12 protein-coding genes are annotated in these 11,791 nt (G+C 62.6%); 5 read left to right on the top strand and 7 right to left on the bottom strand.

The genetic code is table 11. From position 1 onward, the window contains the following. Positions 1–7 precede the first annotated feature (7 nt). The 3 genes from ACTRWK_RS06975 to nth are packed head-to-tail and all read right to left on the bottom strand — an operon-like array spanning position 8 to position 2,228. Positions 8–598, bottom strand: coding sequence for a GNAT family N-acetyltransferase (locus ACTRWK_RS06975; RefSeq protein ID WP_037943042.1), 591 nt, complete (start codon positions 596–598; stop codon positions 8–10). After that, positions 598–1,587 (bottom strand): adenosine kinase, encoded by a 990-nt coding sequence (locus ACTRWK_RS06980; protein WP_037943043.1) that lies wholly within the window; start codon positions 1,585–1,587, stop codon positions 598–600. Before ACTRWK_RS06980 ends, ACTRWK_RS06975 begins: the two co-directional genes overlap by 1 nt. After that, the gene (gene nth, locus ACTRWK_RS06985) at positions 1,584–2,228 is read right to left on the bottom strand and encodes an endonuclease III (protein ID WP_037943046.1); all 645 of its coding nucleotides are present in this window, start codon (positions 2,226–2,228) and stop codon (positions 1,584–1,586) included. The genes ACTRWK_RS06980 and nth overlap by 4 nt, the downstream gene beginning before the upstream one ends. Before the next feature lie 140 nt (positions 2,229–2,368). Between nth and ACTRWK_RS06990 the strand changes: the two genes are divergently transcribed. Beyond that, positions 2,369–3,262: a bifunctional helix-turn-helix domain-containing protein/methylated-DNA--[protein]-cysteine S-methyltransferase gene (locus ACTRWK_RS06990; RefSeq protein ID WP_289081542.1), complete on the top strand. Its 894-nt coding sequence runs from the start codon at positions 2,369–2,371 to the stop codon at positions 3,260–3,262. 126 nt (positions 3,263–3,388) lie between these two features. After that, positions 3,389–4,057, top strand: a complete 669-nt coding sequence (locus ACTRWK_RS06995) for an OmpA family protein (protein ID WP_005851133.1) — start codon at positions 3,389–3,391, stop codon at positions 4,055–4,057. A gap of 94 nt (positions 4,058–4,151) precedes the next feature. Here ACTRWK_RS06995 and ACTRWK_RS07000 read toward each other — a convergent pair whose 3' ends face one another. After that, positions 4,152–5,183, bottom strand: a complete 1,032-nt coding sequence (locus ACTRWK_RS07000; RefSeq protein WP_289081543.1) for an NAD(P)/FAD-dependent oxidoreductase — start codon at positions 5,181–5,183, stop codon at positions 4,152–4,154. A gap of 59 nt (positions 5,184–5,242) precedes the next feature. On the opposite strand from ACTRWK_RS07000, the gene mnmC2 reads away from it, so the two are divergent. Both mnmC2 and ACTRWK_RS07010 read left to right on the top strand, forming a co-directional pair. Next, positions 5,243–5,914, top strand: a complete 672-nt coding sequence (gene mnmC2 / locus ACTRWK_RS07005; protein ID WP_037943053.1) for a tRNA (5-methylaminomethyl-2-thiouridine)(34)-methyltransferase MnmC2 — start codon at positions 5,243–5,245, stop codon at positions 5,912–5,914. After that, complete coding sequence (locus ACTRWK_RS07010; RefSeq protein ID WP_051577598.1) at positions 5,911–6,819, top strand: DMT family transporter; 909 nt, start codon at positions 5,911–5,913, stop codon at positions 6,817–6,819. The genes mnmC2 and ACTRWK_RS07010 overlap by 4 nt, the downstream gene beginning before the upstream one ends. Here ACTRWK_RS07010 and ACTRWK_RS07015 read toward each other — a convergent pair. Then, positions 6,775–8,748 carry a lytic transglycosylase domain-containing protein gene (locus tag ACTRWK_RS07015; protein WP_081858765.1) on the bottom strand — a complete coding sequence of 658 codons (1,974 nt, stop codon included), beginning with the start codon at positions 8,746–8,748 and terminating at the stop codon, positions 6,775–6,777. The genes ACTRWK_RS07010 and ACTRWK_RS07015 overlap by 45 nt on opposite strands. A 119-nt stretch (positions 8,749–8,867) precedes the next feature. Between ACTRWK_RS07015 and dapA the strand changes: the two genes are divergently transcribed. After that, entirely contained in the window at positions 8,868–9,743 is an 876-nt protein-coding gene (gene dapA, locus ACTRWK_RS07020; RefSeq protein WP_289081544.1) for a 4-hydroxy-tetrahydrodipicolinate synthase, read from the top strand. A 148-nt stretch (positions 9,744–9,891) separates the two neighbouring features. Here the strand turns inward: dapA and ACTRWK_RS07025 are convergent, their stop codons facing one another. Both ACTRWK_RS07025 and ACTRWK_RS07030 read right to left on the bottom strand, forming a co-directional pair. After that, the gene (locus ACTRWK_RS07025) at positions 9,892–10,149 is read right to left on the bottom strand and encodes a glycine zipper 2TM domain-containing protein (protein ID WP_037944890.1); all 258 of its coding nucleotides are present in this window, start codon (positions 10,147–10,149) and stop codon (positions 9,892–9,894) included. 96 nt (positions 10,150–10,245) lie between these two features. Continuing rightward, positions 10,246–11,643: an aminotransferase family protein gene (locus ACTRWK_RS07030; RefSeq protein WP_009825899.1), complete on the bottom strand. Its 1,398-nt coding sequence runs from the start codon at positions 11,641–11,643 to the stop codon at positions 10,246–10,248. Between the last annotated feature and the right edge of the window lie 148 nt (positions 11,644–11,791).

Here is an 11,791-nt window from a genome sequence, read left to right on the forward strand (position 1 = left end):
GGGGGCGCTAGCCGATGGTCGGCACATGCGCCCCTGCGTCCTTGTCCAGCAGATCGATCAGCCGCGGATCATCCGCGACCTCGACCTGCCGCTTGAACGGGGTAAACCCGCTGCGGATGTAAAAGGACAGCGCCTGCGGACTGTCGAGCGTGCAGGTATGTAGATGAAACCGCGAGATCGGCCGCGCCCAAGCCGCGCGGATCGCGTGGTTCATCAGGTAGCGCCCGGCACCCGACCCGATCAGCGCGGGGGTCAGTCCGAAATAGGCCAGCTCGCACGTGCCATCAGCCGTGAACTTAAGCTCGAGCAGCGCCTCGTCGCTACCGTCCTTGGTCAGCGTGAAAAACTGCGTGTCCGCATTCGACAACAGCGCCTGCAATTCGGCGTCGGTTTTTGTGAGCCGCCCGAACCACAGCCAATCCTGTCCGACCCGCCGAAAGATATCACGGTACCAGTCCAGTGTCGGGGTCAATGCGCGCAGGGTCACGCCCTCGGGGGCGGGGACATCCCGCAGGGGGGCGGCCTCGCGCATCTCAAGATGTGTGACAACCATCGCCAGTTTGCCAAGCGGTACGTCGTGATATCCGTCGGTCAGCATCAGACCAGCCCTTTTTCCTTGAACAGCTCCATCATCGAGGTCTGCGGGCGCGGGCCGATGTGGCTGATAACCTCGGCTGCACAGATGTTGCCCATCTTGCCGCATGTCTCGAGGTCGCGGCCCGTGGCCATGCCATAGAGGAACCCCGCCGCGAATTGATCGCCGGCACCTGTGGCATCCACGGGGGTCACCTTGGTCACCGGTACGTCGACACGTTCGCCCTTGCGGATCAGCGTCACGCCGTCGCCGGACCGGGTGCAGACGACCGTGTCACAGATCGCCGCCGTGCGGGTCAGCGCGTCTTCCAGATCGTCGGTTTCCCACAGGGCGCGGATCTCGGCCTCGTTGCCGATGACGTAACCCAGATCGTTTTCGATCAGCGCGAGGAAGTCATCCCGATGGCGTTCCACGCAGAAGGGGTCGGAAATCGCGATCCCCGCCATGCCGCCGCCCGCCGTCGCCGCGCGCGCCGCTTCGCGGAAGGCGGTTTTGCCGGCGTCGTGGTCAAAAAGGTAGCCTTCGAGGAACATCAGCTTGGCGCTGGAGGCCACCGCCTGCGGAACGTCGTCCGAGGTAAGCCCCGTGGAGATCCCAAGATAGGTGTTCAAAGAGCGTTCCCCGTCCGGGGTCACAAAGATCATGCAGCGCGAGGTCGGGTTCTCGCCCCCGGTCACAGGCGCGTTGACAAAATCAATGCCGATGTCTGTCATCGCCTTGGCATAGAATTGCCCCAGATCATCGTCATTCACCCGCCCGATAAAGGCCGTGGGCAAGCCAAGCGCGCCGATGCCCGCAATGGTATTGGCGACCGACCCGCCGGGGGTCTGCAGACGGTCTTGCATTGTCGCATACAGGTTTTCGGCGCGGTCACGCTCGATCAGCTGCATAATGCCTTTTTCGATGCCGTTATCTTGCAGAAACGCGTCATCCGCATGCGAGATCACATCGACAACAGCGTTGCCGATGCCAACCACTTCGTATTGGGTCATTCGGTTTTTTCCTCATAGGGGCAAAGGTCACGGATGATGCAGGTTCTGCATAGGGGTTTGCGTGCTTTGCAATGGTATCGCCCGTGCAGGATCATCCAGTGGTGGGCATGGTGTTGGAAATCGACAGGGATATTATCCTCGATCGCGCGTTCTACGGTATCGACGGTTTTGCCGGGGGCGATGCGTGTGCGATTGCCGACGCGAAAGATATGCGTGTCCACCGCCTGCGCCGGATAGTGCCACCACATGTTCAGCACAACATTCGCCGTCTTGCGGCCCACGCCGGGCAATGATTGCAGCGCCGCGCGGCTGTTGGGTACGACCCCGTCATAGTCATCCACCAGAATCTGGCTCAGCTTCATCACGTTCTTGGCCTTCTGGCGGAACAGGCCGATCGTCTTGATATGTTCGGTCAGCCCTTCCAGCCCGAGGTCCAGCATCTGCTGCGGGTGCTCGACGATCTCGAACAGGGATTTGGTAGCCTTGTTTACCCCCGCATCCGTGGCCTGCGCGCTCAGCGCGACAGCGACCAGCAACGTATAGACGTTGGTGTGATCCAGCTCGCCTTTCGGTTCCGCCTCGGCGTCCTGAAAGCGGGTGAAGATCTCGCGGATCGTGTGATAATCAAGGGTTTTGGCCATGCGCCAAGGGTATGCGTGGTTTCGCCTCTCAGGGCAAGCCGCGCGCGGCGGATTTTACGGGCGTCGCTGCGGCAGGGGGCTGCGTCATTTGGCGCATGTTTCGGGTCGCGCGGGGGCGGGGCCTGCCGTAGTCTGCCCCTATGACACATGCACAGCACACGCCCCAAACCACCGCCCCCGAAGATGCCGCCATCGCGGACGGCAGCGCCTATCACTACGGTGTGATGCGGCGGGCGATTGATCTGATCGATGCCGCCGCGGACCCGCTGGCACTGGATCAGATCGCGGGCGAAATGGGGATGAGCCCGGCGCACTTCCAGCGGCTCTTCTCGCAGTGGGTGGGGGTGTCGCCGAAACGCTATCAGCAATACCTGATGCTGGATCACGCCAAATCGCTGCTGCGCGACCGTTTTACCACGCTCGACACGGCGCACGAGCTGGGGCTGTCCGGCTCTGGCCGGCTGCATGACATGTTCCTGCGGTGGGAAGCCATGAGCCCCGGCGATTTCGCCCGCAAGGGCGACGGGCTTGTGATCTCGTGGGGGTGGTTCGACAGCCCCTTTGGCCCGGCACTGGTCATGGGCACGCCACGGGGGATCTGCGGGCTGGCTTTCTCGGCCGAGATGGGCACCGAGGCCGCGATGGAGGATCTATGCCGTCGCTGGCCGGGTGCGACATTCCGCGAGGATCCGGCGGTGCTACGCGACTGGGTGCAGATTGCCTTTGGCCTACAGGGAGACGGGACCGACAAAGCCCCGATGTATCTGATCGGCGCGCCCTTCCAGATCAAGGTGTGGGAGGCTTTGCTGGCGATCCCGTCGGGTCATGTGACCACCTATTCCGAAATCGCCCAGACCATCGGCACGCCCAAAGCGGTCCGCGCTGTGGGCACGGCGGTGGGGCGTAACCCGATCAGCTGGTTGATCCCCTGCCACCGCGCCCTGCGCAAATCCGGTGGGCTAGGGGGCTATCACTGGGGGCTGCCGGTCAAACGCGCCATGCTGGCCTTTGAATCCGCCCGCGTCGACGCGTGAGGGTATCGGCGGGTTGCTGCCTATGGGTTTGAAGCTGCCGGTTCAACGGGAACAAAGGCTGGTGTAAAGCGTTATGTGACGATTGCCTCGCCCGAACGGGGCCACAACTTAAAGGCAGAATAAGATATGACACTTTCGAAAACCTCCATTGCTGTAGCTCTGACAAGCGTTCTGGCGCTGGCTGCTTGTGAACCCGGTCCGATTGGCGGCAACCCCAACGACCCGAACGCCAACACACGTAACGGTGCGCTGATCGGTGCAGGTACCGGTGCTGTGATCGGTGCGCTGTCCAAAGGCGACGGCAACCGTGCGCAAGGTGCCTTGGCCGGTGCGGTCGCTGGCGGTGCATTGGGTGCTGGCTATGGCTATTCGCTGGACAAGCAAGAGGCCGACCTGCGCCGTCAGCTGGATTCCGACGTGATCATCACCAACACAGGTGACCGTCTGATCGTGACCCTGCCGCAGGACATCCTGTTCGCGACAGACAGCACGCAGGTTCAGGCCGGTATGCAAAACGATCTGGCCGCACTGGCGCGGAACGTGAACGTCTACAGCAACTCCACGCTGCAAATCGTCGGTCACACCGATAGCGATGGCGAAGCGTCTTATAACCAGCAGCTGTCCGAAGGCCGTGCGCGCGCCGTTGCGAATGTGCTGGTGTCGAACGGCGTTCCCGGTAGCCGCATCCAATCCGTGGGCCGTGGCGAAAGCCAGCCGGTGGCAAGCAACCTGAACGCAGCGGGCAAAGCGCAAAACCGCCGCGTTGAAATCGTGATCCTGCCAAACGCTGCCTAAGCCTTGGCGACATGAACGTGAAAGGGCCTCGGCATCTGCCGGGGCCCTTTTGCGTTTAAGAGGTGCCTTAGGGGGCTGACGGGCCGCCGCGGCGCTAGAGGTTGTCTTCGACGCGGAACCCATCGGGGATGGTATCGCGCCCGTCCAGCATCAGATCGGCCATGACATCGGCCACTTTGGGGGCCATGCCGAACCCGATCTTGAACCCGCCATTGGCCACGAACTGCCCCGGAGCGTCGGGCAAGGGCCCCAGCATCGGGGCACGGCTGCGGCTGCGCGGGCGCACGCCGGCCCAGCGGGTGATCACCGGCGCATCTCGCAACACGGGCACTGCAGCGTGTGCGGCGGCGATCACATCATCAAGCTGCGCGTCCGTCTCGGTGGGCGAGGTATACGCGCGCTCTGTCGTTGATCCGATGGCGGTGGTGCCATCGCTATGCGGGATGATATGCACACCGCCCGCAAAAAGCTGTGGCAAGCCGCGCGCGTCATAGTCCAGCAGCGCTGCCTGACCCTTGACGCCTGCGCCGACCAGACGGCTGTGATTGGCGGTCATTTGCGTCAGCCCCGCGACGCCCGTCGCCCACAGCACCTGTCCGCGATCTTCGCCTTCCGACTGCACGGTCACGCCTTTGGCCGCCAGTGCCCGCACCAGCGCGTCGCAGGCGTGGCGGGGGTGGATCAGACCGCTTAGCGTGTCGTGGATCAGCCAGCCGGTGGGGCTGTCGGGCTGCCACGGGGTGTCACTCGCGCGGATCACGGACCATGTGGCCTGACCCTGCCACAGCGCCTTGGCGGTTTCGGCCCGCTGCTGTGCCAGTGCCAATGCCGCGTCATCGGCCACGGGTTGCAGGCGCCCCTTGCGGGCATAGCCCGCGTTGCCACCGCCTGCCTGTTCAACCGCTTGCCAGAACCCTTCGGCCATCAGCAGGCTGTCGCGTTGAAAGGCTTTCTTGGCGTTCCAGTTTTCAGGCACATGTGGGGCCAGTGCGCCGACGATGCCGCCGCTGCTGCCTGCGGCGGGCCCATTCGGATCGATCACCTGCACAACCGCGCCGCGTTGCACGCAGGCCCATGCCACGGATAGCCCGAATATCCCCGCGCCGCGTATCGTGATTTCGGCCATTGCCAATCCTTGCCCTTTTTGCGCAGTGTTCGGCATCGCCCATAGCACAAGGCCATCCCATGGAGAACCAGACAGCTGATATCGAATGGAAAGACAGCGGTGTGCCCGTGTCCTCCAAGTTCGACGACCCGTACTTCAGTCTCGACAACGGGGTAGAGGAAACGCAGCATGTCTTTATCGACGGGAATGACCTGACCAACCGCTTCCGCGACGGGTTCCGCATCGGAGAGTTGGGTTTCGGCACGGGGCTGAACTTTCTCGTGGCTTGGGACGCGTGGGCGCGGCACGGCGCGAAGGGCACGCTGCATTTCACCTCCTTCGAAGCCTTCCCGATGTCGTCCGAGGATATGGCCCAAGCGCATCGGTCCTTTCCTGACTTCGATGGCAAGCGCGACGCGCTGCTGGACGCCTGGTCGCCCGAGGGTGGAGAGATGCGCTTTGGTGATGTGGTGCTGACTGTTGTCATCGGCGATGCGCGACGTGCGGTGCCCGCGTGGGACGGTCTGGCAGATGCGTGGTTTCTTGACGGGTTTTCCCCCGCCAAAAACCCCGAGCTGTGGGAGCCAGAGCTGCTGCACGATGTAGCACGGCACACGGCACCGTTCGGCACGGCCGCGACCTATACCGCCGCTGGCGCAGTCCGTCGTGCGCTGGAAAGCGCGGGCTTCGCGGTTGAGCGCACAACCGGCTATGGACGCAAGCGGCACATGACGCGGGCTGTGCGCGTATGAGCATGGCCACCAACCGCGCAGCGGCTGCGGCGCAGTCGAACAATATCCCGCTTGGCATCACCTTGATGGTGATCACGACCTTTGTGTTTGCGGTGCAGGACGGGCTGTCGCGGCATCTGGCCTCTGAATACAACGTGATGATGGTGGTGATGATCCGCTACTGGTTCTTCGCGGCTTTTGTGATCGCGCTGGCCAAACGCCATGCAGGTGGGCTGCGGGCGGCGGCGCGGACCAGCCAGCCGGTGCTCCAGATATTCCGCGGTCTGCTGCTGGCGGCCGAGATCTGCGTGATGATCGTCGCCTTCACGATCCTTGGCCTTGTGGAAAGCCATGCGGTCTTTACCTGTTATCCGCTGCTGGTTGCCGCCCTGTCCGGCCCCGTCCTAGGGGAAAGTGTCGGCTGGCGCAGATGGGCGGCGATCGGGGTCGGCTTTATCGGGGTGTTGATCATTCTACAGCCGGGGATGAGCGTCTTTGACCCCGCCGCCGTGATCCCGCTGGTGGCGGCCGCGATGTTCGCGGTCTACGGGCTGCTGACCCGCTATGTCGGGCGCAAGGACAAGACCGCCACCAGCTTTTTCTGGACCGGCGTCACGGGGTCAGTGGCGATGACAGCCACGGGGCTGTGGTATTGGGAGCCGATGATCGCCAGTGACTGGCTGATCATGGGGTGCCTGTGCATCACCGGTGTCACGGGTCACTGGCTGTTGATCCGCTGCTACGAAGTGGCCGAGGCGAGCGCGGTGCAGCCCTTTGCCTATTTGCAACTGGTCTTTGCCGCGATCATCGGCATCAGCGCCTTTGGCGAAACCGTGCGCCCCAATGTCGCCATCGGGGCGGCGCTGATCGTCGCGGCGGGGCTATTCACCTTTTGGCGCGAACGGCAAAAGGGTCGTGCCCGTTAGTTCCTCGGTAAAGGGTTGGGGCAGGGGGTTTTTGCCCATGCGCGCGCGGTAAACGGGCAGGCTTTCGGTCACCCGCATCACATAGTTCTGCGTCTCGCGAAAAGGGATCATCTCTATCCAGTCGACGATATCGATGTCGCCCTCGCGCGGATCGCCATAGGTGTCCATCCAGCGCGTCGGACGCGAGGGGCCCGCGTTATACGCGGCCGAGACCATGACCACATTCCCGTTAAACCGGCCCGCCATCTGCGACAGGTATTCGGACCCCAGCAAAGCATTGTATTCCGGGTCGGCGGTCAGCCGGTCGGTGGTGTGCAGCGCGCTGATCTCCAGATCGCGCGCGACATCCTTGGCCGTGGCGGGCATCAGCTGCATCAGACCGCGTGCGCCCACATGGCTTTGGACCACGGGATCGAATTCGCTTTCGCGGCGGGCGATGGCCAACACCATCTCGGGGGCCATGTTCAGGTCCAGCTTGATCGCATCATGCAGCGCGTAATAGGGGCCGGCGATGGTGATGCCCCGTTGCGCCACACGTTTGCCGATCATCACGGCCAGATGCGGCTGGCCCACGTCAATCGCGGCCTGTCCCAGAAGGGCAGCGTCTTCGGTGATCAGCTGCTCTGCCAGATGGGTCCAGAACCGTTCGGCGGTCGACAGCTCGCCCGAGGCTTGCAGCAACAGCCCCGCCTGAAACAGCGGTGCCTGTGCCAGCGCCGATGTGCGCCAGTCCTGTTCAGGGGGCGCGCCTGCAAGGCTTGTGTCGAAGGGCAGATTGCCCCGCTCTGCCGCAAGCAGACCGTAGAAAGAGGATTGGAACTTCGCGCCTTGGGCATAGGCTTTGGCCGCGCCCTCGGCATCGCCCATGGCCTGATACGCGCGGCCCTGCCAATAGCCCGCACGCCCTTGACTGATGGGGGATTCGACCGCGCCGTCATGGGCCTGAAAGTGACCAAGCGCCAGCTTGGGGTCTTTGAGGAACCGCAGGGCGATATAGCCCGACAGCCATTCAAGGTCCGCGAAATGTGACCCTTCGGACAGGAAGTGTTTCGACGCCATCTGATAGGCCCGCGCCGGATCGCCATTGCGCATTTCATCCCGCGCCAGCGCGCGGCGGCGGTTGGCCCATGCGGCGGGCTGACCAAGGGCCGCAGCGCTGACCGATTGCGACAGCATCAGATCCTTGGCGCTGTCGCCGTAGCCTTTGCGGATACGCCATTCGAAGCGGTCGGCCTGTAGCCCCGGATCACCGGCCTTGCTGGCGGGCAGCGCGTCGATCAGGGCGTTTACGTCGCCGTCCAGATTTTGCAAGGCGATGCGGGTTTCGGCCAGCGCCTTGTCGGCATCACTGACCAGATCGAACATCTGGCGGGCTTCGGCGTGTTCCCGTTGCCATAGCATCTCGTCCAGACGGGCGGCGTGGTGCGGTTTCAGCAAAGGCCCATGGGCGTCAATGAACTTTGCCTGATCATTCCCGCTCATGGGCAGGGTACGCCACGCCAGCACCAGCCGCGCCTGCGCCTCGCCCAGACGATCCGCACGCAGCAGCGCTGCGGCATGGGCCAGCACACCCTCGGGCGTCTGCGGGCCCTGACCGGTAAAGAACTCCAGTATCGCCTTGTCACCCTCGCGGATCACGGCCTCTTCGGACTGTCTGCGCAGATAGGCCTCGCCCGGCCAATCAGGGCGGCGGCGAAGGAAATCTGTCACCTCGTCATAGGTGCCCCGTCCGGCGCGCAGACGGTGCCATTCGATCACATCTACCGCAACGGCCCCGTCACGGCGCGCGATCAGGGCGGCATTCTCCCAGCTGCCCGCGCGCATGGCGTCCATCGCCCATCCCAGCGGACGCGGCCTTTCGGCATGGGCCGGAAGGGCGAGGGCAAAAACCATCGTCAGCGTCGCCAAGGCGCGTCTCATCACTTGCATTTCCTACTGGTCAAAGGCTACAGCCTTGCAACATACGGCGCGGCGCGGGGGTTTCAACTCAACTTGCCGCTATCAGCAATTGGGCGCTTGCCCAGCAACGCAAGAATAGGAGCGTGCATATGCTACAAGGTTCACTACCTGCACTCGTCACGCCGTTCACGGACGGCGCGCTGGATTTGGCCACGCTCAAGAAGCTGGTGGAATGGCACATCGCGGAAGGATCGAACGGGCTGGTGCCTGTCGGGACCACCGGTGAATCGCCCACCCTGACCCATGCCGAGCATGAAACCGTTGTCGCCGAAGTCGTCAAAGCCGCCGCGGGTCGTATCCCCGTCGTTGCAGGTGCCGGTTCGAACAACACGACCGAAAGCATCCGTCTGGCCAAACACGCCGAAAGCGTCGGTGCCGATGCGGTTCTGGTGGTCACGCCCTATTACAACAAGCCGACCCAAGCCGGTCTGATCGCGCATTTCACCGCGATCCACGAGGCCTGCGGTCTGCCGATCATCATCTACAATATCCCCGGCCGTTCGGTCGTTGATATGCTGCCCGAAACCATGGCGGAGCTGGCCAAACTGCCGCGCATCATCGGTGTCAAGGATGCCACCGGCGATCTGGCGCGGGTCTGTGACCAGCGGATGCTGTGCGGGCCGGATTTTGTCCAGCTCTCGGGCGAGGACGCCACAGCGCACGGGTTCAACGCCCAAGGCGGCGTTGGCTGTATCTCTGTCACGGCGAATGTCGCGCCCAAGCTGCTAAGCCAGATGCAGGCGTTCTGCCTTGCGGGGGACTATGCCGCGGCGCTGGAAATCCAGGACAAGCTGATGCCGCTGCACAACGCGATCTTCACCGAGCCGGGCCTGGTGGGTGTGAAATACGCGATGGCGCGTCTGGGGTTGTGTTCAGACGAGGTGCGCCTGCCGCTGGTGCCGCTGACCGATGCCACCAAAGCGCTCGTGGATCACGGGTTGCAGCACGCGGGTCTGCTTGACTGATCACGCGGTAAAATCACGGTTAAGACGGGGCGGCATCTAGCCGCCCTTTTTTGTGGGCAAGACCCAGCCAATCGGTCAGCGCATAAAAAAGGCCCCGGCGAAACGCCGAGGCCTAATGTGAATATCTGCCTTCGGGAGCAGAAAACGCTTATGGGCAAGCAGCCGTGTAACGCTGACCTGCGGAGTTCTGGTAGACGCACTGGCCGTTTTTGCCGCGGCCCAGGTATGCACCTGCAGCAGCGCCAGCCAAGCCACCCAGAACGGCGCCTTTGGTTTTGTCATCGTCGCCCGAGACGACAGCACCCAGAGCCGCACCAGCAGCAGCGCCGGTGACAGAAGATTGAGTCTGCGTTTCGCAAGCGGCGAGTGCGCCAACCATAGGCAGGACCAAAAGTAGCTTTTTCATGATATACTCCATACTAGCTTCAGTACTTAACGCTATGTGACGGGTTTGGTTCCAGTAAGATTATTTTGATCGGCAACAAAGTGCCGGAGCGGCAGCCTATTTGCTGCCGAACACCCGACCCATTGCCCCATCCACAGCCGCGATGATCTGATCAATATCGTCCTTCTTCGCGATCAATGCAGGGCTGAAGCAGAGCGTGTTGTTCTTGCCCGGCACCGACCGGTTGGTCGCCCCGATGATCACGCCCTGCGCCATACAGTCTGCGACGACCGCCTGAATCTGCGCTTCGACAACGGGAACCCGGGTGCTGCGGTCTTGGACCAGCTCTGCGCCAAGGAACAGACCCTTGCCGCGCACCTGACCGATCACGTCATATTTGTCGGACAGCTCTTCAAGCTCTTCGAGCATGTACTGCCCCATGTCGCGGGTGTTTTGCAGCAGGTTTTCGCGCTCGATAATCGCCATGTTTTCAATCGCGGCGGTGGGGCCAGCAGTGCAGCCGCCGAAGGTAGAGATATCGCGGAAGTAGTTCAGCGGGTCGCTGGCGTCGTCCTTGAACAGGTTAAAGACCTCTTCCGTCGTCACAAGACAGGCAATCGCCGCATAGCCCGAGGCCACACCCTTGGCCATCGTGACCATATCGGGCTGGACGCCGAAATGCTGGTAGCCGAACCATTCGCCGGTACGCCCGATGCCGCAGACGACTTCGTCAATGTGCAGCAGCACGTCATACTTGCGGCAAATCTCTTGCACCCGTTCCCAATAGCCGTCCGGAGGCGTGATAACTCCACCGCCCGCCGTGACGGGTTCAAGACACAGCCCGCCCACGGTGTCGGGCCCTTCGGCGAGGATGATCTTCTCGATCTGGTCCGCGGCCCAAACGCCGTAGTTATCCTCTGGCGCGCCGTCTTGCTCGAACTTGCGATACTCCAGACAGTGGGGGACGCGGACGAACCCGTCGGTGAAGGGGCCGTATTGCGCATTGCGTTCTTCCTGACCGCCCGCAGACAGACACGCGATGGTCGTGCCGTGGTAGTCGCGGTCGCGATACAGGATTTTGTGCTTCTTGCCGCCATAGCGTTTGTGGGCGATCTGGCGGATCATCTTGAAGGCTTTCTCGTTCGCCTCGGAGCCGGAGTTGCAATAGTACAGGCGGCTCATGCCCGGCATCTTGTCGATCAGCTTTTCCGCAAAATGCGACCCCGGAATAGACCCGGCAGACCCCGCGAAATAGTTCAGCTTGATCAGCTGGTCGCGCACGGCGTTGGCAATGCTTTCACGGCCATAGCCGACGTTGACGGTCCAGACCCCACCGGACACCGCGTCCAGATGCTCTTTGCCCTTTTGGTCCCAGACACGCATGCCTTTGCCTTCGACAATGATCCGTGGGTCCGTGGTTTCATAGGCTTTGTGCTGGCTGAGGTGGTGCCAGATGTGCGCGCGATCTGCCTCGACCACACGGGAGATATCGTTTTCGCTAAATGTACCATCCATGTGCGTGACCTTTCCGAGGTTGGGATTGGGGGCGGGTGGCAAAGCACCCTGTTTTCAAGGCCCCATCGCAAACGCGCCACGCGTCTGTTTCGGCCCATATGCAGTGATTGTTAGGAGCAACTTCCCCCTCTGAAAAGGAAAAACCTGC

It is taken from the genome of Sulfitobacter sp. G5_S2_6_S6 (genome assembly GCF_054968505.1).

Excerpts from the sequence above, each read along its gene's own strand:
- ACTRWK_RS07010 (WP_051577598.1), top strand. The coding sequence starts at position 5,911 with ATGAGCATGGCCACCAACCGCGCAGCGGCTGCGGCGCAGTCGAACAAT.
- ACTRWK_RS06995 (WP_005851133.1), top strand. The coding sequence starts at position 3,389 with ATGACACTTTCGAAAACCTCCATTGCTGTAGCTCTGACAAGCGTTCTG.
- ACTRWK_RS07025 (WP_037944890.1), bottom strand. The coding sequence starts at position 10,149 with ATGAAAAAGCTACTTTTGGTCCTGCCTATGGTTGGCGCACTCGCCGCT.
- ACTRWK_RS06990 (WP_289081542.1), top strand. The coding sequence starts at position 2,369 with ATGACACATGCACAGCACACGCCCCAAACCACCGCCCCCGAAGATGCC.
- nth (WP_037943046.1), bottom strand. The coding sequence starts at position 2,228 with ATGGCCAAAACCCTTGATTATCACACGATCCGCGAGATCTTCACCCGC.
- mnmC2 (WP_037943053.1), top strand. The coding sequence starts at position 5,243 with ATGGAGAACCAGACAGCTGATATCGAATGGAAAGACAGCGGTGTGCCC.
- ACTRWK_RS07015 (WP_081858765.1), bottom strand. The coding sequence starts at position 8,748 with ATGCAAGTGATGAGACGCGCCTTGGCGACGCTGACGATGGTTTTTGCC.
- ACTRWK_RS06975 (WP_037943042.1), bottom strand. The coding sequence starts at position 598 with ATGCTGACCGACGGATATCACGACGTACCGCTTGGCAAACTGGCGATG.
- ACTRWK_RS07030 (WP_009825899.1), bottom strand. The coding sequence starts at position 11,643 with ATGGATGGTACATTTAGCGAAAACGATATCTCCCGTGTGGTCGAGGCA.
- ACTRWK_RS07000 (WP_289081543.1), bottom strand. The coding sequence starts at position 5,183 with ATGGCCGAAATCACGATACGCGGCGCGGGGATATTCGGGCTATCCGTG.
- ACTRWK_RS06980 (WP_037943043.1), bottom strand. The coding sequence starts at position 1,587 with ATGACCCAATACGAAGTGGTTGGCATCGGCAACGCTGTTGTCGATGTG.
- dapA (WP_289081544.1), top strand. The coding sequence starts at position 8,868 with ATGCTACAAGGTTCACTACCTGCACTCGTCACGCCGTTCACGGACGGC.